Here is a 23,768-nt window from a genome sequence, read left to right as displayed (position 1 = left end):
CTATCGCCCGACCTCGGGGGTGGCGTACGCGCGGTGCCACCGGCCCGGTGCCGTCCGCGCCGTGAGCTAGGCTCCGGCCATGGCCGAACAGACCTCCTCGTCGATCGTCGTCGACGCTCCTCCGGCCGACGTGATGGCCGTCATCGCCGACTTCGAGTCCTACCCCGAGTGGGCCAAGGGCGTGCAGAAGGCCGAGATCGTGGAGCCGGGGGCCGGTGACCGGGCCGAGCAGGTCTACTTCGAGCTCGACGTCGCGCCGATCAAGGACGAGTACACCCTCGCCTACGACTGGGACGGTGACCGCGAGGTCACCTGGACCCTCGCCCAGGGCAAGATGCTGCGCGCGCTCGACGGCACCTACACGCTGGTCGACCGTGGCGACGGAAGCACCGAGGTGACCTATCGGCTCGCGCTCGACGTGACCATCCCGTTGATCGGCATGTTGAAGCGCAAGGGCGAGAAGATCCTCATCGATGCCGCGCTGAAGGGCCTCAAGAAGCGCGTCGAGACGCTCTGACGCGCGGTCCGGGCATGCGGATCCTGCTGTTCACCGGCAAGGGCGGGGTGGGCAAGTCCACGCTCGCCGCAGCCACGGCCTGCGCCAGCGCAGCGGCCGGTCGCCGGACGCTCGTGCTGTCCACCGACGCCGCGCACTCGCTGGCCGACGCCCTGGACGTGCCGGCCACGTCCGAGCCGACCGAGGCCGCGGCGAACCTGTGGGTCCAGCACGTCGATGCTCAGGACCGGTTCGAGCGGTCGTGGGCCGACATCCAGGGCTACCTGCTCACTGTGCTCGACGTGGCCGGTGTGGACCCGGTCGCCGCCGAGGAGCTCACGGTCATTCCCGGGGCCGAGGAGGTGCTGGCCCTCCTCGAGGTCCGCGCGCAGGCGAGGTCGGGGAAGTGGGACGTGCTGGTCGTCGACTGCGCACCGACCGCGGAGACGCTGCGCCTGCTCGCCCTTCCCGAGGCGCTCGGGTGGTACATGACCCGCGTGCTCCCGGTCGAGCGACGCGTCGTCAAGGCGCTCAAGCCCGTCCTGACGCGGGCGGCGGGCGTGCCGATGCCCGGGGACTCGGTGTTCGACGCGATCGAGCGGCTCCACGCCGACCTCGACGACGTACGCGCGGTGCTGACCGGGCCCGAGACCTCGGTCCGCCTCGTGCTCACGCCCGAGTCGGTGGTGCTGGCCGAGGCTCGGCGGGCCTACACCTTCCTGACGCTCTTCGGCTACAGCGTCGACGCGGCAATCGTGAACCGCGTCTTTCCCGACGAGGGCGCGGACGAGTGGCGGCGGGCGTGGGTCGAGGCCCAGCGTCGTCAGCTCGAGGACGCTGCCGACTCCTTCGCCGGGCTGGAGCTCAGGACGTCGGTCTACCGCGCGAGCGAGCCGGTGGGCCGCGACGAGCTTCTCGACCTCGCGGAGTCGGTGTACGACGACTCTGACCCGCTCGCGGGGGGTGTGTCCGTGCCGACCATGACCGTTCGCTCGACGGCGGGCGGCCTGGTGCTGTCGCTCCCGCTGCCGTTGGCGGCGCAGGACGACGTCGACCTCGTCCGGAAGGGCGACGAGCTCATCGTCTCCGTATCGTCCTACCGTCGGCTCCTGACGCTGCCGTCCGGGCTCGCCCGGCACCGCGTGGTGGGGGCGCGGGTGCGTGACGGGCAGCTGCAGGTCCGCTTCGCCGAGCCGGCTGCCGCGACCACCGACCTGTCCGAGGGGGCCCTGTGACCGACGCCGAACCCGACGACGTCGGTTTCCTGGAGGAGGAGGCGGCCAAGCTCCTCGGCGCCCTGTCCGGATGGGCACGGGAGCACGCGACCGAGGCCGGGGACGGGCTGGCGGGCCTCGCGTCGCACGCAGCCACCTCCGCGCACGACCTCGACGACCACCTCGCGACCGGCGCGGCTGAGTGCACGGTGTGCCCCCTGTGCCGGGTGATCAGCACCGTGCGCCACGTCAGCCCGGAGGTGACGGGACACCTGACCGCTGCGGCGACCTCGCTCGCGCAGGCGGCCTCGGCGTTCCTCGCGACTGCTCCGCACGCTTCCCCGAGCACGGACGACGTCGAGCACATCGACCTGGCGGACGACTGGCCGGAGGACGCATGAGCGCGTCGCGATCCGGCGTGGTGGTCGGGGTCGACATCGGTGGCACCAAGGTGCTGGCCGGCGTGGCCGACGACGAGGGACAGGTGTCCCACACTGCCCTGCGTACGACGCCGGGGCGTCGGGTGGTGACGAGCCGGGTCGAGGACGCGCTCGTCGAGGCCATCGTGGAGGCTGCAGGCGGTGAACCACTCGTCGGAGTGGGCGTGGCGGCGGCCGGGTTCGTCGACTCGGCAGGGGAGCGGGTCATGTTCGCTCCTCACCTGCCGTGGCAGGGCGAGCCGCTCAAGAACCTGCTCGAGGGCCGGCTCGGCTGCCCGGTCGGCCTCGACAACGACGCGAACTGCGCGGCGCGCGCGGAGGCCCGCTACGGCGCGGCCCGCGGCGCTGCGTCGGCGCTGATGGTCACGATGGGCACCGGCATCGGGGGTGCAGTGCTGCTGGGCGGCCGGGTGGTCCGGGGCGCCAACGGGATGGCGGGGGAGTTCGGGCACATGCAGGTCGTGCCCGACGGTCAGCCGTGCGAGTGCGGTCGGCGGGGTTGCTGGGAGCAGTACTCGTCGGGCAACGCGCTGGTGCGCAACGCTCGCGCCCTGATGGTCGAGCAGCCGTCGGTCCTCAACGACATGACCGACGGCAGGCCGGAGCAGATCACCGGGCCGATGGTCACCAGCGCTGCTGAGCAGGGGGACCTCGTCGCCCACCGGGCGTTCGCGTCGGTCGGCCACTGGCTCGGCGTCGGGGTGGCGAACCTCGTCGCTGCCTTCGACCCCGAGGTCGTGGTCATCGGTGGGGGCGTCTCGGCCGCGGGTGACCGGCTGCTCGAGCCTGCCCGGGATGCCTTGCGTCGCACGCTGGTGGGTGCTGAGCACCGCCGCATCCCGGGTGTGGTCGCGGCCGAGCTCGGCCCACGGGCCGGGATGATCGGCGCGGCGTTGCTGGTCTCGTGACAGGACTTCGTCCTTCCTCGACCAGCGATGGCTAACCCCGGCGGTAGTCCGGCACGAGCTCGAGCGCGAGCTGCTCGAGGAAAAGCCCGACGTCGGTGACGATGCCGCGGCCCTGGCCGGTGCCCCGGTCGGCGAGCCGGGTGACCATGACCGGATTGATGTCCACGCAGACCAGTGGAACGGACGCCGGGAGGAGACTGCCGGTGGCGACGGCGTACAGCTGGGTCGCCATCATCAGGCAGTAGCCGATGTCGTGGATCTCGGCACGCATCGCGCGCTGGCCCTCGACCACGTCGGTGTGGACCTCGGGGAGAGGCCCGTCGTCGCGGACGGAGCCGACGAGGACGAAGCGCTTTCCCTCGGTGACGAGTGCGCGCATCACCCCGCTGGGCAGCACGCCGTCACGGACCGCTCGCTCGATCGAGCCGGCCTTGCGGATCGTGTTGACGGCCCGGACCCGGTGCTCGTGGCCGTGCTCGTGACCCGGCGGGGCGTTGCTCTCCGGGCTGGCGCCGAAGAGGGCGGTCTCGATGTCGAGAGCGGCCATTGCGTTGCCGGCGAAGAGGATGTCGACCCAGCCTCCCCGCACGAGGGCCACCATGGCCGGTACGCCGCCTGCGTGGACGACGCCGGGCCCGGCCACCCACAGCAGCCGCTTGCCTGCGGCGCGCGCGTGCCGCATCCCGTCGGCCACCTGCCGGACCAGCACCGTCTGCGGACGCTCGGGACCGTGCTCCCCGTGGAACGAACCGACCGTCTCCGCGGAGGGGTGGAGACTGGGCACGGTCACCTGGATCCCGGCCGCGCCCACCACGATGCCCATGCCGCGCACGACGTCCGACAGGGGCACCGTCCGCACCCGCACGTCACCGGATGTCGCCTGCTCGACGACGAGCCCGCAGTCCATCTCGGGGTTGTCCACGTCGTACCACCGACCGCCCAGTCGCACCTGCGTCTCGAGGTTGGTGGTCGCGTAGAACCCGTCCGGCAGCACGCCGTCCTGGTCGGCGGTCGCGACCGCGGCGTCACCGTGGGAGAGCTGGTTGACCCCGCGTGTCTGCAGGCGCATCAGCAGGCGCTGGAGCGCCTCGTCGTCCGGCGCCTCGACGGTGATCCGGGCGCTGCTGGGGTCGTGGGCGTCGCGGCCGACGTCGAACTCCTCGATGACGAAGTCCCCGCCGTACTCACGGATGTCGTCGAGGACGCGCGACAGGATGCCGCTGTCCATGAGGTGCCCCGTGACCTCGACCGTCTCCCGCGCCCCCACCGGGCTGACCCTACGCCTGCACGGAGGGCTCGTGACAGGTGTCTGGACCCCCTGCCAGCGAACCAGGGGACCTAGACCCGGGAACCGTCGTCCCAGGGGTCGCGAGGCGCCTTGGGCATGACGAAGACGAGGTAGGCGAAGCCGCCGACGAACCACCCGACCAGTGCCCACCCGACGAGGGGGTGGACGTAGATCGAGAGCAGCCCGATGACGAGCGCGATCACCGGCGCCACGAAGATGCCGGCCCAGGCCAGGCCGCGCTCCCATGTGCGCGGGACGGGCAAGGGGGGCGCAGGCGGCGGCTTGAAGCGCTCGGCCTCGGCGATCGCCTGCTCGCGCCGCTCGACCTCGTCGTCGTCGCGCAGGTGCTCCGGCAGGTCGGTCGAGGACTGGCTCGAGGGAGCGTCCGACGGGGTGTCGGCGGAGGTGGTCGCGGGTGCCTCGGAGGAGGACGGCGGGTCGTCGAGGACGGCACGCTCGCCGAAGTTCTCCACGATCTCGCGCCACGCGAGCTCGGTGCGGCTCTCGTCCTCCGGGCGACTCACGCTGACCACGGTAGCGGCAGCAGGTGAACGCCGTCTCGTGACGGCCGCCACGGCGGCCGGTCCTGGTGCACACTGTGCCGGTGAGGATCCCGTTCCGCGGCGCGCAGGCCGCACCCCTCGACCCGACGCTGGTCGCACCGATGTCCACGCCGGCACAGCCCGAGCTGACCGGCGGCCGGCGCATCGGCGTACTGGTCCAGCACGGCTTCACCGGCAACCCGGCGTCGATGCGGCCGTGGGCAGAGGACCTGGCGGCACGCGGGTACGCCGTCGAGATGCCGCTGCTGCCCGGCCACGGCACGCGCTGGCAGGACCTCAACAAGGTCACCTGGGCCGACTGGGTGGCCACGGTCGAGGGAGCGCTCGACAAGCTCTCGGCGGAGAACGACGCCGTGGTGGCGGTCGGCCTCTCCATGGGCGGGGCACTGTGCCTGCGGCTCGCGGCGGACCACGGCGAGGAGCTCGCCGGCATCGTCATCGTCAACGCGGCCGTCGACACGCTCCGCAAGGACGTCAAGCTGCTGCCGGTGCTGAAGCTCGTGGTCCCTGGCATGCCCGGGATCGCCAACGACATCAAGAAGCCCGGCATGGACGAGCACGGCTACCCGACCACCCCGCTCAAGGCGGCGGCGTCGATGTTCGCCGGGTACGCCGACCTCCGTCGCGACCTGCCCAGGATCACCGTCCCGGTGCTCTTCTTCCGCTCGGCCGAGGACCACGTCGTCGACATCTCGAGCTCGCGCGCGCTCAACGCCGGCCTGTCGTCGAAGGACTTCGAGGAGCGGGTGCTGGAGGACAGCTACCACGTCGCCACCCTCGACAACGACGCCCCGCGGATCTTCGCCGAGTCCGCCGAGTTCATCGAGCGGGTCACCGCCCAGCAGCAGGGATAGTCTCGGACCGTGCTCTATTGGTTCCTGAAGTGGATCGCCCTCGGGCCCGTGCTGCGACTCGTCTTCCGGCCCAAGGCCTACGGCATCGACCACGTGCCGGAGGAGGGTCCTGCGATCCTCGCCAGCAACCACCTGTCCTACGCCGACTGGCTGTTCATGCCCCTGACCCTGACCCGGCGGGTCACCTTCGTCGCCAAGGCGGAGTACTTCACGACACCCGGCATCAAGGGGTGGTTCCAGAAGAAGTTCTTCACCGGCGCGGGGCAGGTCCCGATCGACCGGTCGGGGGCCAACGCCGCCGAGGGCGCGATGAAGTCGGCGATGAAGATCCTCGGTGAGGGCGACCTCTTCGGGATCTACCCCGAGGGCACCCGCTCCCACGACGGCAAGCTCTACCGCGGCAAGACCGGCGTGGCCCGGCTGGCGCTCGAGAGCGGAGCCCCGGTGATCCCGTGCGCGGTCGTCGGCACCGACGTCGTCGCGCCCACGGGCAAGGTCTACGGCACGTGGACGCGTCCGGTGGTGCGCTTCGGCAAGCCGCTCGACTTCTCGCGCTACGCCGGCATGGAGAACGACCGCTACATCCTCCGCTCGATCACCGACGAGATCATGTACGAGATCATGCGGCTCTCCGGCCAGGAGTACGTCGACCTCTACGCCAGCAAGGCCAAGGAGCTCGCCAAGGAGAAGGCCCGCCAGGCCGAGCGTGAGAAGGCCGAGCAGGAGAAGGCCGAGCGCGAGCAGGCCGGGGACGGGCCCGAGCAGAAGGCGTCCTGAACGGCCTCACGGACCCGCGGGCGCCACAGCCGCGGACCGACTCCGCCCTCGCCGTCGAGGACCAGCTCTACTCCGCGCTCGCCCTCGTGCGGGTGGTGGTCACGGTCAACATGGTCGGGCTCAACGCCTACCGTCGCGACAGCTACGCGTACCCGGACCTCGCGCTCGCGATCGTGCTGGCGCTCGTGGTCTGGACCGGTGTCGCGATCTGGCTCTACAGCCGGCGCTCGAGACGTACGCCTGCCCTGCTCGTCGCAGACCTGCTGATCGCCGTCGCGGCGATCGCCGTCACCCCGTGGCTGAAGTCGGACGGCTTCCAGGCCACGCTCCCGGGCTTCTGGGTCATGGGCGCGCTGCTCGCCTGGGCGATCCACTGGCACTGGAAGGGCGGCCTCGCGGCGGCGGTCCTGCTGTCGTTGGCCGACCTGCTGCCGCGGCAGGAGGTCGACCAGGGCAACTACGGCAACATCTTCCTCGTGCTCATCGGCGGGCCGATCGTCGGCTTCATGTGCGAGTCGCTGCAGCGGATGGCGCAGGAGCGGGACGCCGCGGAGCGCGCTGCAGCAGCGGCCGAGGAGCGCACCCGGCTCGCGAGGGCCGTGCACGACGGCGTGCTGCAGGTGCTGACGATGGTGCAGCGCCAGGGGGCGGCGGCTGGCGGGCAGTGGGCGGAGCTGGGGCGGCTGGCGGGGGAGCAGGAGCGAGGGCTGCGCTCACTCATCCGGCAGCAGGACACGGTGCCGAGCCGGTCCGGCGGCCGGGTCGACCTCGCCGGCGCCCTGGAGGCGATGGCGACCGCGCACCCGGTGCGCGTGGAGGTCGCGACGCCCGGCGGTGCCGTGCTGGTCGACGACCACGTAGCCGACGAGACCGTCGCCGCAGTCAAGGCCTGTCTGGACAACGTCCTCGCGCACGTAGGCCCCGATGCGTCGGCCTGGATCCTGGCCGAGGCCGCGCCTGATGCGGTCACCGTCTCGGTCCGCGACGACGGCCCCGGCATGCCTCCTGGCCGGCCGGAGGAGGCTGCAGCCGAAGGCCGGCTCGGGGTCGTCTCGTCGATCCGCGGGCGCGTCGAGGGTCTCGGCGGCACGGCGACCCTCCAGAGCGGCGAGTGGGGCACAGAGTGGGAGCTGACGGTGCCGCTTGGGCCTCATTGCAGAACGGACAGCACCGACGCGTAGTTGTCGGTCCAGGTGACGGGGTCGGTGCTCAAAAGCTCGGACCAGCCCGGGAGGTCAACAAGCCGATGGGCTGCTTCAGCGTTCGGCGTGATGGCGATCCACTTGCTGGGCACCTCGTCGCCGTCCGAGTCACCTGAGCCAACCCCGCGCGCCGCCTGCCAACCCAGATCGGTGGCAGACGCGGCCAGGACTGGCTCCAGGTCGAAGATGCGGTTGCTGATGTGGACGACGAGGCTCCCGCCAGGTGCGAGGCGGTCGACGTACTCGCGCATCGCCTCGGTGGTGAGCAGATGGACCGGAATGGAGTCCGAGCTGAACGCATCGAGCACGATCAGGTCGAACGTGCCGGCCGGCTGCTCAGCGAGCTTCAGCCGTCCGTCACCGACGACGACGTCGACCTCCGCGGCGCTATTGGGGAGATAGCTGAAGTAGTCGGGGTTGGTGGCGAGGTCCTCGATCACCGGATCGATCTCGAAGAAGGTGAAGTGGTCGCCACGACGCCCGTACGTCGCGATCGCTCCCGCGCCCAGCCCCACCACCGCCGTCCGCTGGTGGTCGAGGGTGCCCATGATGCCGCCGAGGGGACCCGCTTCGGCGTAGTACGCGGTGGGCTCCGTGCGCCTGGCGTCCTTGAACTGGGTGCCGTGGACCGTCGTACCGTGGATCAGCCTGTGCTGCCCGTCTGCGTCCACAAGCCGGTAACTCCCGTAGAAGGTGCGCTCGAGCGCGATGGATGACGTCATCGCCTGTACGCCCAGTGCGGCCGTCCCCGCCGCCAAGCAGAGGGACAACACAGTCGGGTTGTGCGAGACCAGCCACGCCAGGGTCGCCGTCATGCCGACGGCCGCCGCGATGGCGATTGTTCCGTTTGAAGCGACGGCGCTCATGAGGACTGCTGCCGTGACCAGGACGACGCACGTGACCAATGTCAGCGCGACGGTGCGGAAGGCGGGGTTATAGCGATGGCTGATCCATGTGCGTCGCCTGACCGCTATGCCGATCAGGAGGAGCGGAACGGCGGCCAGGCTGAGGCCGTACTCCCAGACCCGGTTGGTGAGCAGGGGCGCAACGAAGCCGTTCACGACCCCGCCGATCGCCCCACCGATCGAGATCACCAGGTAGAAGAGGGTGAGGTGCTCGGCGCCAGGACGTGTGGCGGCAAGGCGTGCGTGGGCCGCGAAGCTCACGAGCGTGACGGTCATGAGGTCGACGACGACAATGAGCCAGATCGGGAGCGCCGGGCCTGCTAGCGAGATCACTCCGCTCAGCACTGCGCTCGCGACCGCCACGCGGGTCAGCGTCATTGGCGGCCTCCGCGAGGTGCGGGCGAAGGCGGCTATGAACGACAGGAGGTAGAGCGCCAGAGGCACCACCCACACCAGTGGGATCGGCGCTACATCGGTTGAGATGTGCGCCGTGACCGCGAGCATGATGCACGAGGGCAGGAAGGCAAGGCCGCACCACGTCAACACCGTCGCCGTGACGGGCCCCGCTCCGCCGGGCGTCGACACCTCTTCGACCACGACGACACGGGGCGCGCGCACGACACAGGCGCAGGCCACCATGAGCACGATGAACGCGCACATGAGGATCGACCAGAGCCAGCGCTGCTGGGTCAGGCTCAGCAGGGGCTCGAGGACGAACGGGTAGCTCAACAGGCCGATGAAGCTTCCCAGGTTGCTGCCGGCGAACAAGAAATATGGGTCATCAGCGCGCGGCCCTCGTGACCACGAGTACCAGCGCTGGATCAGCGGACCTGTCGCGGAGAGCACGACGAAGGGCACACCCACCATCAAGATGAGCGTCCTGAGCAACCACAGGACGGGGGAGCTATCGGCGGCGGGTGCGGCGTCCAGCGGGAGCGTGACGGGTAGGAACAGAAGCGGGACCAGGAGGACCAGCACGTGCATGCGGGGTTGCCACCACGCGCCGAGACGACGTGAACTGATGTGGGCATAGACGTAGCCCACGAGCAACAGAACCTGGAAGAAGAGCGAGCTCGTGCTCCACACAGTTGCTGATCCGCCGAACGACGGAAGGATCAGCTTGGCCGCAAGCGGCTGCACCATGAACATCAGTGCCGCGCCCAGGAGAGAGGTCGCGGCGAACAGGACTGCGATCCACGCACCGCGCGGTTCGAGTTCATCGAGCTGGTCCGGCCGTGCGGTCTCGGGTTGCGTGTCGAGCACATGCGCCTCCTGGGTCGCTGAGATCCTAGGAAGATCCGGCAGACCGAGTGGGCGGAATGGACGAACCCGTTGCCGCTAGCGTGACCGCGTGACCATCCACAGCGGCCACCCGTTCCCGACCCCCGACGACCCCGTACGACGCCTCCGCGGGCGCCTCGGCGGCACGGTCTCGCTCTGGACGGCGGGCGACGACGCCGAACGGGCGGGCCTGACGGTCACGTCGTGGCTCGTGGCGGGCGGCGAACCGGGCCGGGTGCTCGCGCTGCTCGACCCCGACGCCGACCTCACCGAGCTGCTGCTCCAGACCGGCCGGGGCGTCGTACAGCTGCTGTCGTGGAAGGACCGCGATCTGGCGGACGCCTTCGCGGGCACTACCCCGGCGCCGGGCGGACCGTGGCGGATGGCCGCCTGGGACGACACCGACCACGGGCCCCGGCTCGCCACGGCCACCGCCTGGGCCCGGGTGAGCGTCGAGACCGACGTGGAGGTCGGGTGGTCACGTCTCGTGACGTGCACGGTCGACGAGCTGGTGGTGGGCGACGACCCCGAACCACTGGTCCACAGACGTGGCCGTTACGTCCCGCCGGGCGGCTGATCCGTCTACGCTGCGGTCCAAACCTGGAGGGGGACCCATGGTGAGGGTGATGGTGGTCGACGACCATCCGATGTGGCGTGACGCGGTCGAGCGCGACCTGCAGGCGGCCGGGCACGAGGTCGTGGCAGTGGCGGCCAACGGGCGTGAGGCGATGGCACGCTTCCCGGCAGCGGCGCCGCAGGTGGTCGTCCTCGACCTCCAGCTGCCCGACGCGAGCGGGGTGCAGGTCACCAGCATGATGCTGGAGCACGATCCGACCGCGCGCGTGCTGATCCTGTCGGCGAGCGGGGAGCAGGACGACGTCCTCGAGGCGATCAAGGCCGGCGCCACGGGCTACCTGGTGAAGTCCGCCTCGAGCGCCGAGCTCATCGACGCCGTGACGCGCGTGGCCGACGGTGACACGGTCTTCACGCCCGGCCTGGCCGGGCTGGTGCTCGGGGAGTTCCGCCGCATCGCCGACGGTCCGGCGGACGACCCGCGCGACCAGCTCACCGAGCGCGAGACCGAGATCCTCAAGATGGTCGCGACGGGCATGAGCTACAAGCAGATCGCCGCGCGCCTGGTCCTCTCGCACCGCACGGTGCAGAACCACGTGCAGAACACCCTGCGCAAGCTGCAGATGAACAACCGCGTGCAGCTGACCCGCTGGGCCATCGAGCACGGGCTCGACGGCAACGCCTGACGGCGCCGCTCAGGACGGGACCGTCACGACGGCCAGCACCCGGCTGCCGGCGTCGGTGTCGTCGAGCTCCACCCGCCACTGGTCGTCGCCTGTCGACTGACCGCACGGCACGGGCTGCTCGGCCGGCTCGGCGCACGCGAGCGACAGGACCTCCTCCGACCGCACGACCCGGACGTCGCGCGCCTGCGTCGCGGTGACGTCGAGCGACGTCGTCGTGGCGAGGCCGCGTCCCTCGGCGGACGAGCTGAGCTGGACGGCACCGGACATCCGGTAGCGCACCTGGATGCGGGTCGACCCCGCCAAGGCGTACGTCGATCCGCTCGGCGCGACGGCCCAGGGACCCGAGCCGGGGCGACCGTCCGCGGTCACCTCCACGTCGGTCGCGGAGACTTCTGCACCGTCGAGCTCGGGCAGGCTGAGGCCCAGCTCGTCGATCGGGCGCTCCGAGTGGATCCAGTGGGTCACCTCGAGGTCGCCGCCGGGCAGCACCTCGGTGACCGCGCGGGACTCCCCGGCGATCGGCCACCCGTCGATGGGCAACGACGCCGGGGCGCGCGGCGGCTCGCCCGGTCCGACGACCTGCCACGCCACCACACCGCCGGCCAGCACGCCCACGACGGCGGCTGCCACGATCGCGATCGTCCTGCGCCTCGGTGACCCCGGGCGCGCGGGCGCGGAGTCATTCGGGGAGTCAGCCGGGGGAGGGACCGCGGTCGTCGGCGGCGGAGCGATCGGTGCCGTCGGTGCGGCTGCGGCAGCCGGCTGGGGAGCCGGTGCGACCCCTGGGGCCTGCGGACGGGTGTCGGCGGGTGCCGCCTCGGGCGCGGTGACCGGTGGCGGAACCGCCGGCGGGGTCCGCCGGGCACGCGGGGGAGCGGGGGAAGGCCGGACCGTCTCCTGCGCCGGCGGGCGGCGCGGCGCCGGGGGGAGGACGGTGGGGAGGCGCTTCTGGTAGGGCTTCTTCGGGCTCATGTCGCCTCCGGAGGGCCGACGGGCAGCGCCGTCACGACGGCCAGGTTCTGGTAGCCGCCGTGGGAGGCGTTGTACGGCGGCGCGCACGTGACGAGGGTGAGCCGCAGGTCGCCCGCAGCGTCGTAGATCCAGGCGTCGTCGGCGAGGCCGCCCTGCGGCACCAACCGGCGCTCCCGCACCTCGAAGTCCTGGCGCAGCCCGTCGGCCTCGAGCCGCACCCGCGCACCCTCCCGCACCGTGAGGAGCTCGGCGAAGGGGCCGAGACCCTCGGAGTCGGAGTCGACGTGGGCGGCGACGAGGATCGATCCGAACGGGTCCGCGACCCGCGAACCGCCGCGCCACCACCCCGCGACGTCCACGTCGTCCGGCACGTCGAGCACTCCCGTACCGGTGGTGCCGGCAGCGGCCACGCGTACGACGCGACCGCTGGGCAGCGTGGCCCGGACCGGCCGTCGCGGCTGAACGACGGAGCCGGCGCGCCGGGCCGGTGCGACCGGTTCGGCGGACGAGGGGGGCGCAGCGGAAGAGGACGACGAAGACGGGCGAGCCCCGGAGTCGTCCGGTCGGGTGGGGTCGGTGCTGCCGGCACATCCGGCAGCGACGACGAAGCAGGCGGAGGTCATGAGCGCGCGCGTGCGGACGCTCATCCGAGTGGCGCGGGGCGCGAGCGCCGCCGCGGGCCCACTCCGGTGGCGCCCAGCGCCAGGAGGACCGCCGCAGCGAGGGCCGCCGCGGTGAGGGCGCCGAGCGCCGCGAGCACGCCCCGGTCGTCTGCGGCCGCCGAGCCGGTGAAGCTGGTCACCGGGCCCTCGGCCAGCCCCGCCGACCCGGTCTCGATGCGCGAGGGGCGGACGCTGCCGTCGGCAGCCAGGTCGACCGTGTGGGCGATGACGTTCATCGAGCCGTCGCGCGGGTTGCCGTAGGCGTAGATCATCGACAGCGTCCTCGCCGTCAACGCCACGTCGAGCGGGCCCAGGATCGGGTCGGCGCCGTCCGTCCCCGACGGCAGCAGCGCCACGGCGATCGAGCCCTCCGGGACGTCCGCGTCGGCGAACTCCCCGTTGGCGATGTTGGTGAACACGGTCTGGCCGTCCACCTCGACGTCGGCGGGTGCGACGGTCGCGGTGTGGGCGAGCAGGACGCGGGCCTTGCCCGGCCCGATCGGCCCCGCGGGTGCGGCGTACGAGTGGACGACGGGCTTGCCCCCGACGTCCGCGGGCAGGTGCAGCACGACGTCGCTGGTGTCGCCCGCCCCGACGTCGAGGGTCGACTCCACCTTGACGCCCTTGCCGCGGAACGTGATCTCGTGGCTGCCGGGCTCGAGCTCGAACGGCCCCAGCACGTCACCCACGCCGGCACCGCCGGCGACCCGACGACCGTCGACGCTCACGTCCACGCTCGTCCCGGGAACGGCCTGTACGACGCTGACGCGGGCTGGCAGCGGCGCCGGGGCCTCTGCCCCGGCCGGCGAGCCCATCGCGAGCGGCAGGCACAGGGCCGCCAGCACTGCTGCACGTCGACGCATTCCGACCACACCCCCGTAGCCCCCACGACGCCGTCCCGATCGAGACGCCGGCCCTCACCTGAACACCCCGGGGTCCCGCCGCTCAACCCCGATACGGGGTACGTCCGTCCACGCCGACACGCCTAGGGTTGAGCCGTGGAGACCTGGCGACGCGCGACGGCGCAGGACATGGTCGCGCTGCGCGACCTCGAGCGGATCGCGAGCCGGACGGGCCTGGCGCACGTGTTCGGCGACCTGCCCTACCCCGACGACGACGTGCTGGCCCGATGGGCCTTGCTCCTCGACGACCCGGGGGTGAGGGTCGAGGTGGTCGAGGACGAGCGCGGGCTGGTCGCCCTGACCGCCCACGACGGGTCGACGCTGCGCCACCTGGCCGTCCGGCCCGACCACTGGAGCGCCGGGCTGGGCCGCGACGGGTTCCTCCGCGCCCAGGCCGCGGGAGCGCGGCGCCTGTGGGTGCTCGAGGCCAACGGGCGGGCGCGAGGGCTCTACGAGTCGCTGGGCTGGGCTCCCAGCGGCGTCACCCAGGAGTGCCCCTGGCCGCCGTACCCCACCGAGGTCGAGTACGCCGCTCCCTAGGATCGGGGCATGCCGGACGCCGACCCGCTGCTGGAGATCGCCGACGACCTCTACGCCCTGCCCCTCGCGGACTTCACACCTGCACGCGACGCGCTGGTCAAGGAGCACAAGGCCGACAAGGCGCTCGCTGCCTCGATCAAGGGTCTGCGCAAGGCGTCCGTCGCGGCCTGGGTGGTCAACCTGCTGGTCCGTCGCGATCCCGACCAGGTCGACCAGGTGCTCGCGGTGGGCGAGGCCCTGCGGGACGCGCAGGACAACTTCGATGCCACCCAGCTGCGCGAGTTCACCAAGCAGCGCCGCCAGCTGACCGCGTCGGTCACCACGGCGGCGCGGCGGATGGCGCGCGAGGAGGGGGTCAGGACGACCGAGTCCGTCGCCGAGCAGGTGGAGGCCACCCTCACCGCAGCGATGCTGGAGCCGGACGCCGCGCGCGCGGTGCGCAGCGGGCTGCTCGTGACGTCGTTGTCCGCGACCGGCCTCGGCGACCTCGACCTCAGCGGGGCGGTCGCACTGCCCGAGGCGCTCGGCTTCAGCGCGAAGGCACGCCCAGCGGCAGCCCCGGACCCGACGCAGCGGCCCCAGCTGCACGTCGTACCCGACCCGGATGCAGACGCCAAGGCCCGGGCAGCTGCGGACGAGCGGCTCGCCGACGCGCGCGCCGTGCTCAAGGAGCACGAGAAGGAGCACCGGGCCGCACGCCGGTCGGTCGAGAAGCTGCAGGCGCGCACCCTGCAGGTCCAGTCCGAGATCGACGAGCTCCGCGGCCGGCTCGCCGCGCTCGAGGACACCCTCGAGGAGGTCGACGAGGAGCTCGCGGAGGCCGAGGCGGCGCAGGCCGAGGTCGAGGAGGCCGTCGACGACGCTAGATCCAGGCTGGACGAAGCGAGGGTTGCTCGGGACCGACTGGTGTGAGCCAAGACGGGGGCAGGCGGTCAGTTGCTGGCTGTCAGAAGCACGTACCCGGCATCCTGGCCCTCGTTGGTCCAACCGAGCCGATCGGTCAGGGCAACCGCGAGGGGTGAGTCCTCCCGCAACAGTGCCACGTCGGCGCCGGTGTCCTCCAAGTAGGTTTGCCACCCGGCCGAGACTGTCAGCGCCTCGCCGTAGTCGGAAACAGCGTCGGTCGTGTATCCGTCTGTGAACCCATCCACGACCGTCTGCAGTTCTGGGTGACGCCAGTGCAGCCACCCTCCCAGGACGTACTCGTTCAGGACCGCTGTCCCGGCTGGCAAACTGGCAAGCTGGTCATCTAGCCCGTTGGGGACGTCGCCGGGGATGTCAGAGGTCGCCGGCACGGCGAGGGCCAGAGCCGCAAGGCAGCCGAGCGTCACGAGTCCGAGAAACAGGGGCTCAGCCCGACGGACGTGGACAGGGGGGCGGTTCTGTTGAAGTGACTGGAGGGCCGTTGCGACGAGTGGAGCAACCGTCACAGCACCAAGCGCAACCGTGCGAGCGGACAGCAGTGTCCAACCGGCACCGAGGGCCAACACGCCGATGTGGGTCCAGGGCATCCGTACGCCGAGTCGCGCCCAGATCGCGACCACGATGAAGATCATCAGCACCGTGATCGCGGGGGCGAGGTCGCGGAACGACGGAGATTGCCACTCCGAAACGAACCGCCACATGCCAGTCGTATCGAACAACGTGAGCCACAGGCGTGGTCCCACCGGTGTGGCCCCAGCGGCCAGCAGTGACAGTGCTGGCACGCACGCCAAGGTGAGGGCGTGTCGGAGGTTGACTCGTCGGTCTATCGCAAGTCCTGCCACCACCAGGATCCCCACGGCGATTCCGCAGTACCACATGCCGTGCGACGACGCCCACACCCAAGTCAGAGGAATGAGCCACCATCGTGGCTTCAGGTCGCGGGTCGTCGCCAGCCAGGCCGATACGACGATAAGCATGAGGATGAAGCTGATCACCTGCGGTCGCTGCGACAAGCTTCCCGTGGCTCCCAGCCCTCCAAGGACTGTCGCAAGGGTTGCCGGCATTGGATCGGCAAACCTTCGACATACGAGATAGGCAGTCATCAAGAACGCAAGCAACGAGAGTCCATAGAGCCAGGCCACCCCCGGGAGGCCGAACCACAGTTCGAACCTGCTGGCCACCAGTTGGGGGACCCAATCGCGCGGCGTCCACTCCTCAGTGGCGAAGGACGATAGTGGTCCCGTGTCGTGCAGACTCCAGTTGCCTGACCAAAACTCGCGGCCGACCCGGAGATGCCACCATGCGTCAGGGTCTTTGATCGGACCGGCCGCAAGGGTCGTGAATCGGATCATGACGATAGCAAGGCCGACGAGCGGGACCCACATGACCACAGACGGTGTCTTCGTGCTTTTAGCGACCTTCTGGACTGCAGGCGCGATCTTCGTTGTGGCCACCGCGCAAGTATCACCGGGTATCTGCTGGCTCGTGGGGAAACCGCACAACGCAGGTTCGACGCGGCCCGCGAGGCGCGCGAGCGGCTCTAGGTCTACCCGGCTACCAGGTTGGTAGCAGTCGGCTGATCGGGGGCTTGCCTTCGAGTGCGCTGTGGCGGCGTTCAGTGTTGTAGTACTCGAGCCAGGGCGCAAGGGCTGCGGTGCGTTGGTCGTTGCTGGTGAAGACTTGGCGGTAGGCCCACTCGGTGGCCAGAGTCCGGTTGAGCCGTTCGACCTTGCCGTTCTGCCACGGGCAGTGAGGTCGGATGAACTTCTGCCGGATCTGATGCGCCGCGCAGACCTCGCGCAGCGACCACCGGTAGGCCCAGGCGTTGTCGGTCATCAGCCGCTCGATGCGGGTGATGCCATGGGCGGCGAAGAAGTCGATGGCGCGTTCGAGGAACCCCGCGCACGTGGCGCCCTTCTCGTCGGGCAAGACCTCGCTGTAGGCCAGCCGGGAGTGGTCGTCGACGAGGGAGTGGATGTAGTCGTAGCCGGGCCCGTTGACACGGTCGCGGGGGATCTCACGCCCGTGGACCCGCCAGCCGCCACCGTCGGGTATCCGGCCGAGCTTGTTGACGTCCATGTGGACCAGCTCGCCGGGCCTGTCGCGTTCGTAGCGGACCGCGCTCTGTTTCGAGGACCGGATCACCTCACCGGTCATCGGGTCGAGCTCGCGCAGGTAGGGCACCTCGTGGCGGCGCAGGATCCTCGAGACCGTCCTGGCCGGGACGCCGACCTTTGGGCCGAGGGTGTCGGGGCCTTCACGGTGCTCGGCACGCGCGGCCACCACCTCGGCCTCGACTTCAGGGCTGGTCCTGGCCGGCATCGTGTGCGGACGCGAGGACCGGTCGCGCAGGCCCGCCAGCCCTTCGTCGTCGTAGCGGTCGATCCACTTCTTCGCACTTGCGAGAGACACCCATCGCTGACGCGATGTGCGCCTTTGGCATGCCACCTCGGTGGCGTTCAACGATCAGCAGCAGCCGACCATGGAAGGTCAGCCGGGCATTACCGTGGGACACGAGAACCTCCGGTTGGGCGTGGACCTTAGACAAGCCACATCCCACTCGGAGGTTTCTCGCTCGTTCAACCAGGCTCGCTGCTACCAACGTCCTGGCCGGGTACATCTGATATGGAGTGACCTCCTGTCAAGAGGCAGGGTGAGGCGCCCGTCCCGAGTGTTCGGGGCGGGCGCCTCGTGCTTCGTCGTCGTGGGTGCTGGTGAGCGTGTCGTTGGCGACGCGCGGTCAGACTGATATGCGCGGGTTGGGTACCGCAGGACGGTGCTTTCGGCAGGAGCGGGACCGCGTGTCTAGCGTCGAGCGTCGCGGACGAGCTGTCCGTTGCTCATAGTTGTTTCGCGGGTCGCTCCACGCGCTGCCACCAGCCCGTTAGATGACGGAGCAGGTCGTGGTCGGCTACTCCTCGAGCACGGCCAGGGACCAGCACCAGCCGGCGAGCTCACGGGCGATCGCGACGTTGGCGATGGTGGGCTTCTTGCTGCGCTCGATGAACCTGACCCACCGCTGGTGCAGTCGGCGGTTGCCCTCGTCGCCACGGGCCCGCGCGGCGGCGGGTGCCAGGTCCCAGCGGTCGCGCATGGTCTTCCCGACCCGGTAGCGGGAGCGGTGGTGCCAGGCGGCCTCGACGAGGAGCCGCCGCACGTGGGTGTTGCCGGTCTTGGTGATCGATCCCTGCACCCGCGAGGACCCGGAGGAGTACTCGCTGGGCACCAGGCCCACGAAGGAGCCGATGGTGTTGCCGGTGAACCGGTGCCAGTCGCCGATCTCGACCGCGAGCGCGAACCCGGTCAGGGTGCTCACCCCGCGCAGGCATCCCAGCCGCCGCACCAGTGGGGTGAACTCGGAGTCGGACGCCATCTCGCCGATCGCGTCGTCGAGCCGGTCGCGACGCGCTTTGGTGACCAGCACCGTGTCGTAGTCGGAGTCGAACGCCAAACGGGTTGCCCGACCGCTCAGCTGCGGCAGCGCCTCGTGACGCAGCCACGCATCGTGCTTCCCGGTCCACGCGTCACCGTCGTAGTAGACGATGCCGTGGCGCAGCAGCAGCTTCGACAACCGGTGCCGGGCCCGCATCAGATCGCCTCGACAGTCCTCCCGCGCACGGACCAGGTCGCGGGCGGCCTCCTGGTCCGCTGAAGGGATCGCGACCGCGGTGACCTCGTCGAGTCGCAGCAGCCGGGCCAGGTGGATCGCGTCCTTGGCGTCGGTCTTGACCCGATCGCCCGAGGGCTTCTGCAGCTTCGACGGTGCCGCGACCTCACACCGGATCCCCGTTGCACTCAGGTATCGATGCAGCCCGAACCCGGTCGGCCCGGCCTCGTAGGTCGCTGCGACCGGACCCGGTAGGCCTTGGATCCAGGACCGGATGTGCTCATACGACGGGGTCAGCTTCGCTTGGACCAGCTCGCCCGTGACGCCATCGATCGCCGCTGCCGCGACAGATCGTGCGTGCACGTCGAGCCCAACGCTCGTACGCTCGGTGAACACCGGGGCCTCCCACAACTGTTGGATAGGCCGAGCAGGCCAGCCCTACTCGGTCACCCACGACCATTTGTGAGCGGGGCCCCGGCCTGCAACCCCCAGGAGTCCTGAGCGGTCAGTCCATACCGTCTAGGGCCTCGCCCAACCCTTCGACCGCTCCACCGCGTCGCTCCAGCGGGCGTACGACGCGTCGAGCGCGTCGCGGTCGCCACCGGGTTCGAACCGCCGGTCGAGCGCCCACGTCTCGCGCAGGTCGTCGGTCGACCCCCACACGCCGGTGCCGAGCCCGGCGAGGAACGCCGCGCCCAGCGCCGTCGTCTCGATGATCTCCGGACGCTCCACTGCGCGGCCGACCTGGTCGGCCTGCAGCTGGCACAGGAAGTCGTTCTCCGCGGCGCCGCCGTCGACGCGCAGCGTGGTTTGTCCCTGCCCGGGAAGCGTCTCGAGCACGTCGCGGACCTCGAAGGCGATCCCCTCGAGGGTGGCGCGGACGAGGTGGGCGCGGGTGGTGCCGCGGGTGATGCCGAGGATGGTGCCCCGCGCGTGGGGGTCCCAGTGGGGCGCGCCGAGCCCGGTCAGCGCGGGCACGAAGACCACGCCGTCGGTGTCGTCCACCGTGGCGGCGATCGCCGCGGTCTCGGCGGCACTCCCGACGATCTGGAGGCCGTCGCGCAGCCACTGGACGGCCGCCCCGGTCACGAAGATCGCGCCCTCGAGGGCGTACGTCATCTCGCTGTCGGGCGAGCGCCACGCCGCGGTCGACAGCAGGCCGGCGTCGCTGCGCAGCACCTGGCTGCCGGTGTTGGTCAGGATGAACGAGCCGGTGCCGTAGGTGCACTTGGACTCGCCCTCCTCGAAGCAGGTCTGCCCGAACAGCGCGGACTGCTGGTCGCCGGCGACGCCCGCGATCGGAAGCGACAGCCCGAGGAAGACGGTCGGGTCGGTGGGGGCGATCTCACCCCAGTTGGGGACCAGGTCGGGCAGCGCGTCACGCGGCACCCCGAAGAGCTCGCACAGCTCGTCGGACCACTCGCCCGACTCGAGGTCGAGGAGCAGGGTTCGGCAGGCGTTGGAGACGTCGGTGACGTGCCAGGTGCCGCGCGTCATCCGGGCGATGAGGTAGGAGTCGACCGTGCCGACGGCGTACCGACCCGACTGCACCAGCGCCCACGTGTGCGGCTCGTTCTCGGCGAGCCACATCAGCTTGGTGCCGGAGAAGTAGGGGTCGAGGCGCAGCCCGGTGAGCTCGGCGACCCGGTCCTCGTGCCCGTCGGCGCGGAGCCGGTCGCAGATGTCGGCCGTACGCCGGTCCTGCCACACGATCGCGCGGCGCGGCGAGCCGAGCGTCTCGCGGTCCCACAGCACGACCGTCTCGCGCTGGTTGGTGATGCCGACCGCCGTGAGCTCGGACTGGTCGACCTTCGTGAGCACCTCGCGGGTGGCCTCGAGGGTGGCCTGCCAGATCTCCTCCGCGGAGTGCTCCACCCAGCCCGGCCGGGGGAAGTGCTGGCGGAACTCCTGGTAGCCCGTGGCCTGGATCCGGCCGTCGGGGGTGACCACGACGGCCGTCACGCCGGTCGTGCCTGCGTCGATCGCAAGGATGCTCATGCGTGGTCCTCCCCGTCCTGCTGACCCCGGATGATGCCGAGGATCCGCCGGTCGATCCACGCAGGTCGGGCGCCCGGCCCGACCCGCATCTCGTAGTTCTCCGAACCGACCCACATGTGGAAGCTGTCCTTGCCCTCGGCCTTGGCCAGCGACTCCAGCTCGATCATCAGGGCGTCGTCGACGGGCACCTGCTCCTCGGGGGTCGAGGCGGTCAGGTAGAGCTCGTTGAGGTCAACGAGCCGCGCGAGCTCGGTGACCGGGGCGGTGTGGTCGTCGACGCGGAGGTCGACGGCGACGTCGTCGTGTCCGCCGTAGCCGGCCCCGTCGCGGACGACGAGGAGTGCGGCCGACTGGCGGCCGCGGCTGTCGCCACCCGCCTCGTCCCCTGCCGCCAGGGTGGCGAGCAGGCGGCGTTCGAGCGACGTGCGCTCGCCGGCGATCCAGGCGCGCTCCATGGCCTGCACCACCTCGGGCCCGGTGAGGATGTTGCCCTGGATCGCGTAACCGCCGCGCTCGCCGCTGCGGCCGGTCGTCCCGCCCGCCCAGGCGAAGCACTCGGCGCCGGTCCACGTCGCTGCGTTGCCGTCGGAGTCGACGACGCCGACCTGCCGGTGCTCGCGCCCGTCGTCTTCCTCGACCAGTCGGTCGAGGGCGACCTGGGCCGTCGCGCCGTCGTCGAGGTGGGCGAGACCGAGGTACTTGAAGGCCAGGTTGGCGTCGGCCTGCGTGGCGATCGCGCCGACCCCGGCCGCCGCCGCGGGCACGGCGGATCCGACGGCCAGGAACTTGGAGGCCACGGCGACGCCCCACGACTCACCGTCGTCGGACCGGGCCACGATGGAGAACGTCATGTGCCGACCCTAGTGTGACCCCGTGCTGGCTCGTCTCGGATTCCCCCGTGTGGGGGAGCACCGCCGCTTCGTCGCGGCGATCGTCGCCGACACCGTCGGCAGTGGCCTGTTCATGCCGATCACGCTGCTCTACTTCCTCGCGATGACCGACCTGTCCCTCGTGCAGGTGGGGTCCGCGCTGTCGCTGTCCGCGGTGCTGACGATGCCGGGAGCGTTCGTCATCGGCAGCCTCGTCGACCGGTTCGGCCCGCGACGGATGATGCTGGTCGGCAACCTCGTGCAGGCCGCCGGCATGGTGGCCTACCTGTGGGCCGACTCGCTGCTCGCCGTCGCGCTGTGGACCGCCCTGCTCAACCTCGGTCGCCAGTCGTTCTGGGGGTCGTTCGGCAACGTCGTCACCGCGATCTCGGCGCCGGGGGAGCGCGAGCTGTGGTTCGGCTTCCTGCAGGCCGTGCGCAACCTCGGCTACTCCATCGGCGGCGTGTTGGCCGGCCTCGCGCTGCAGGTCGGCACCGACGTCGCCTTCCAGTCGGTGGTGGTCGTCAACGCGGTGACCTTCGTGGTCGCCTTCGTCCTCCTGCTCGACGTGCCCGACCACCGCGTGGCCCACCCCGCAGACGCCCCGGTCGAGGGCTGGGGCGTGGTGCTGCGCGACACCGCCTACCTCCGCCTCGTGCTCGGGCAGTTCGGCTTCGTCGCCGGGATGATGGTGCTCAACTTCGCATTGCCGGTCTACGTCGCCGAGACGATCGACCTCCCGGGGTGGGTGGTCGGGGCGATCTTCACCCTCAACACCGCGCTCGTCGGCCTCGGCCAGGGGCTCGTCGTACGCCGCATGACCGGGCGCGTGCGCGCACGGATGATGGGCTTGGCCCAGCTGACCTTCCTCGCCGCCTACGCCCTGTTCGTCGTCGCGGGCTGGCTCCCGGTCTGGCTGGCGATCGTGGTGATGCTCGTCGGCGCGGCCATCTACACGGCCGGCGAGCTCACCGGCGGGCCCGTCTTCAGCGCGGCCGCGGCCGAGGCGGCGCCCGACCACCTGCGGGGTCGCTACCTCGGGCTGTTCCAGCTCAGCTGGGGCATCGGAGGAGCGGTGACGCCGGTGGCGTTCACGTGGCTCCTGGCCCACGGGCAGACGACGCTGTGGTGGGTGCTCGCGCTCGTCGCACTCGCCAGCGCGGCGTACCTCCAGCGGCTGCCCCGCGTCCTCCCCGCGGCAGGCAAGCGCGTGACCAACCGCGCCGAGCAGGAGACCAGCGCCTGAGGTTCGTGTGGGGGACTGACCTGCGCCTCCCAGGTTTCCACGCGTGGCACCGGGCGGCCGTGGCACGATGAGCGGCGTGCCAGATCCCGGGTCCCCATCTCTCGCCAATCCTGACTACTGGTGGTACCGGGTCCGTTCACAGCTCCTCGAGCTGACCCTCAGCGACGCCGTCGAGGGCACGGGGTCGACCCCGCCGTCCATCCTCGACCTCGGTAGTGCCGACGGTCCCAGTGTCGGATGGCTTCGCACGCGCGGACACCGTGTCGGGATGGACATCGACCCTCGAGGCCTCCACGCGGGTGACGTCTGCGGTTCGGCGATGGACCTGCCGTTCGGTGCAGGTGCGTTCGACGTGGTCGCCGCCTTCGACGTGATCGAGCACTGCGATCCCGAGGATCGAGTGTTGGCGGAGGTGAGCAGGGTCCTCAAACCGGGCGGCAAGCTCCTCATGAGCGTGCCCGCCTACCAGTGGGCCTGGACTGCGCACGACGACCGCAACGGCCACCACCGTCGCTACACCAGGAGCCGTGCCGTTGCCGCCGTGACGCGAGCCGGATTCGACGTTGACCGCGCGACCTACATGTTCGCAGGGACATTCCCCTTCTTCGCCGCGGACCGGCTGCGACGCCGCCTGACGGAGCGTCGTGCCCCAACGGGACCGGTCCCGGCAGAAGGCGTCGCGGACCTGCCCGACGTCAGCCCCACGGTGGAGCGGCTCTTGTCGGGCCTGTCGTCCATCGACCGCCGGCTGCTCGCCCGTCGAGACCTACCGTTCGGGTCTTCCGTGGTCATCGCGGCCGCGAAGTCCGCACGCCCATCAACGTGACAGGACGGCGAAGAACGTGAGATCCGATCACCACA

Annotated in this window: 23 protein-coding genes and 1 pseudogene; 13 read left to right on the top strand and 11 right to left on the bottom strand. The window is 70.9% G+C overall.

The genetic code is table 11. The features are described from left to right. The first annotated feature begins 79 nt into the window (after window positions 1-79). The 4 genes from ACNKF0_RS14290 to ACNKF0_RS14275 are packed head-to-tail and all read left to right on the top strand — an operon-like array spanning window position 80 to window position 3,058. Window positions 80-517, top strand: coding sequence for an SRPBCC family protein (locus ACNKF0_RS14290; RefSeq protein ID WP_299923935.1), 438 nt, complete (start codon window positions 80-82; stop codon window positions 515-517). Window positions 518-531: 14 nt separating this feature from the next. Then, window positions 532-1,731 (top strand): ArsA family ATPase, encoded by a 1,200-nt coding sequence (locus ACNKF0_RS14285; RefSeq protein WP_416953125.1) that lies wholly within the window; start codon window positions 532-534, stop codon window positions 1,729-1,731. After that, the gene (locus ACNKF0_RS14280) at window positions 1,728-2,111 is read left to right on the top strand and encodes a hypothetical protein (protein WP_416953123.1); all 384 of its coding nucleotides are present in this window, start codon (window positions 1,728-1,730) and stop codon (window positions 2,109-2,111) included. Before ACNKF0_RS14285 ends, ACNKF0_RS14280 begins: the two co-directional genes overlap by 4 nt. Then, window positions 2,108-3,058 (top strand): ROK family protein, encoded by a 951-nt coding sequence (locus tag ACNKF0_RS14275; protein WP_416953121.1) that lies wholly within the window; start codon window positions 2,108-2,110, stop codon window positions 3,056-3,058. Before ACNKF0_RS14280 ends, ACNKF0_RS14275 begins: the two co-directional genes overlap by 4 nt. Before the next feature lie 31 nt (window positions 3,059-3,089). Here ACNKF0_RS14275 and ACNKF0_RS14270 read toward each other — a convergent pair whose 3' ends face one another. Together ACNKF0_RS14270 and ACNKF0_RS14265 are read right to left on the bottom strand one after the other, a co-directional pair. Further along, the gene (locus ACNKF0_RS14270) at window positions 3,090-4,325 is read right to left on the bottom strand and encodes a TIGR00300 family protein (RefSeq protein WP_416953119.1); all 1,236 of its coding nucleotides are present in this window, start codon (window positions 4,323-4,325) and stop codon (window positions 3,090-3,092) included. A gap of 71 nt (window positions 4,326-4,396) precedes the next feature. Next, entirely contained in the window at window positions 4,397-4,870 is a 474-nt protein-coding gene (locus ACNKF0_RS14265) for a hypothetical protein (protein ID WP_416953117.1), read from the bottom strand. 80 nt (window positions 4,871-4,950) lie between these two features. Between ACNKF0_RS14265 and ACNKF0_RS14260 the strand changes: the two genes are divergently transcribed. The 3 genes from ACNKF0_RS14260 to macS all read left to right on the top strand — a co-directional run bounded on the left by ACNKF0_RS14260 (window position 4,951) and on the right by macS (window position 7,721). Next, window positions 4,951-5,763: an alpha/beta hydrolase gene (locus ACNKF0_RS14260; RefSeq protein ID WP_416953115.1), complete on the top strand. Its 813-nt coding sequence runs from the start codon at window positions 4,951-4,953 to the stop codon at window positions 5,761-5,763. A gap of 9 nt (window positions 5,764-5,772) precedes the next feature. Continuing rightward, on the top strand, window positions 5,773-6,540 hold the full coding sequence (locus ACNKF0_RS14255; protein ID WP_416953113.1) for a lysophospholipid acyltransferase family protein: 768 nt from the start codon (window positions 5,773-5,775) through the stop codon (window positions 6,538-6,540). A gap of 92 nt (window positions 6,541-6,632) precedes the next feature. Next, entirely contained in the window at window positions 6,633-7,721 is a 1,089-nt protein-coding gene (gene macS, locus ACNKF0_RS14250) for a MacS family sensor histidine kinase (protein ID WP_416953111.1), read from the top strand. Here macS and ACNKF0_RS14245 read toward each other — a convergent pair. Then, entirely contained in the window at window positions 7,691-9,910 is a 2,220-nt protein-coding gene (locus ACNKF0_RS14245) for a spermidine synthase (RefSeq protein ID WP_416953109.1), read from the bottom strand. The genes macS and ACNKF0_RS14245 overlap by 31 nt on opposite strands. An 88-nt stretch (window positions 9,911-9,998) precedes the next feature. Here ACNKF0_RS14245 and ACNKF0_RS14240 point away from each other — a divergent pair, with 88 nt between their 5' ends. Both ACNKF0_RS14240 and ACNKF0_RS14235 read left to right on the top strand, forming a co-directional pair. Further along, entirely contained in the window at window positions 9,999-10,505 is a 507-nt protein-coding gene (locus ACNKF0_RS14240; RefSeq protein ID WP_416953107.1) for a flavin reductase family protein, read from the top strand. A gap of 37 nt (window positions 10,506-10,542) precedes the next feature. After that, entirely contained in the window at window positions 10,543-11,187 is a 645-nt protein-coding gene (locus ACNKF0_RS14235) for a response regulator (protein ID WP_416953105.1), read from the top strand. A gap of 9 nt (window positions 11,188-11,196) precedes the next feature. Here ACNKF0_RS14235 and ACNKF0_RS14230 read toward each other — a convergent pair whose 3' ends face one another. The 3 genes from ACNKF0_RS14230 to ACNKF0_RS14220 all read right to left on the bottom strand — a co-directional run bounded on the left by ACNKF0_RS14230 (window position 11,197) and on the right by ACNKF0_RS14220 (window position 13,549). Beyond that, window positions 11,197-11,817 (bottom strand): hypothetical protein, encoded by a 621-nt coding sequence (locus ACNKF0_RS14230; protein ID WP_416953103.1) that lies wholly within the window; start codon window positions 11,815-11,817, stop codon window positions 11,197-11,199. A 338-nt stretch (window positions 11,818-12,155) separates the two neighbouring features. After that, entirely contained in the window at window positions 12,156-12,569 is a 414-nt protein-coding gene (locus ACNKF0_RS14225) for a class F sortase (protein ID WP_416953100.1), read from the bottom strand. 233 nt (window positions 12,570-12,802) lie between these two features. Then, a complete protein-coding gene (locus ACNKF0_RS14220; protein WP_416953098.1) occupies window positions 12,803-13,549 on the bottom strand; it encodes a DUF4397 domain-containing protein in 747 nt (248 codons plus the stop codon). A gap of 270 nt (window positions 13,550-13,819) precedes the next feature. On the opposite strand from ACNKF0_RS14220, the gene ACNKF0_RS14215 reads away from it, so the two are divergent. Both ACNKF0_RS14215 and ACNKF0_RS14210 read left to right on the top strand, forming a co-directional pair. After that, entirely contained in the window at window positions 13,820-14,263 is a 444-nt protein-coding gene (locus tag ACNKF0_RS14215; RefSeq protein ID WP_299923898.1) for a GNAT family N-acetyltransferase, read from the top strand. 9 nt (window positions 14,264-14,272) lie between these two features. Next, entirely contained in the window at window positions 14,273-15,175 is a 903-nt protein-coding gene (locus tag ACNKF0_RS14210; RefSeq protein WP_416953096.1) for a hypothetical protein, read from the top strand. Window positions 15,176-15,195: 20 nt separating this feature from the next. Here the strand turns inward: ACNKF0_RS14210 and ACNKF0_RS14205 are convergent, their stop codons facing one another. The 5 genes and pseudogenes from ACNKF0_RS14205 to ACNKF0_RS14185 all read right to left on the bottom strand — a co-directional run bounded on the left by ACNKF0_RS14205 (window position 15,196) and on the right by ACNKF0_RS14185 (window position 21,643). After that, window positions 15,196-16,641: a hypothetical protein gene (locus ACNKF0_RS14205; protein ID WP_416953094.1), complete on the bottom strand. Its 1,446-nt coding sequence runs from the start codon at window positions 16,639-16,641 to the stop codon at window positions 15,196-15,198. Between the two features lie 100 nt (window positions 16,642-16,741). Continuing rightward, window positions 16,742-17,702: pseudogene (locus ACNKF0_RS14200) on the bottom strand (IS481 family transposase). Between the two features lie 396 nt (window positions 17,703-18,098). Beyond that, entirely contained in the window at window positions 18,099-19,157 is a 1,059-nt protein-coding gene (locus ACNKF0_RS14195) for an IS110 family transposase (RefSeq protein ID WP_416953092.1), read from the bottom strand. Window positions 19,158-19,313: 156 nt separating this feature from the next. Continuing rightward, window positions 19,314-20,792, bottom strand: a complete 1,479-nt coding sequence (gene glpK, locus ACNKF0_RS14190; RefSeq protein WP_416953089.1) for a glycerol kinase GlpK — start codon at window positions 20,790-20,792, stop codon at window positions 19,314-19,316. Next, complete coding sequence (locus ACNKF0_RS14185) at window positions 20,789-21,643, bottom strand: DUF1028 domain-containing protein (RefSeq protein WP_416953087.1); 855 nt, start codon at window positions 21,641-21,643, stop codon at window positions 20,789-20,791. Before ACNKF0_RS14185 ends, glpK begins: the two co-directional genes overlap by 4 nt. 22 nt (window positions 21,644-21,665) lie before the next feature. Between ACNKF0_RS14185 and ACNKF0_RS14180 the strand changes: the two genes are divergently transcribed. After that, complete coding sequence (locus tag ACNKF0_RS14180; protein ID WP_416953085.1) at window positions 21,666-22,907, top strand: MFS transporter; 1,242 nt, start codon at window positions 21,666-21,668, stop codon at window positions 22,905-22,907. A gap of 67 nt (window positions 22,908-22,974) precedes the next feature. Beyond that, the gene (locus tag ACNKF0_RS14175) at window positions 22,975-23,733 is read left to right on the top strand and encodes a class I SAM-dependent methyltransferase (protein WP_416953083.1); all 759 of its coding nucleotides are present in this window, start codon (window positions 22,975-22,977) and stop codon (window positions 23,731-23,733) included. The last annotated feature ends 35 nt before the right edge of the window (window positions 23,734-23,768 follow it).

This window comes from Nocardioides sp. T5 (assembly GCF_048161455.1).
Classification (GTDB): domain Bacteria; phylum Actinomycetota; class Actinomycetes; order Propionibacteriales; family Nocardioidaceae; genus Nocardioides.
Note: the sequence above shows the minus strand (reverse complement) of the source record. Positions and strands in the feature narration are given on the sequence as shown.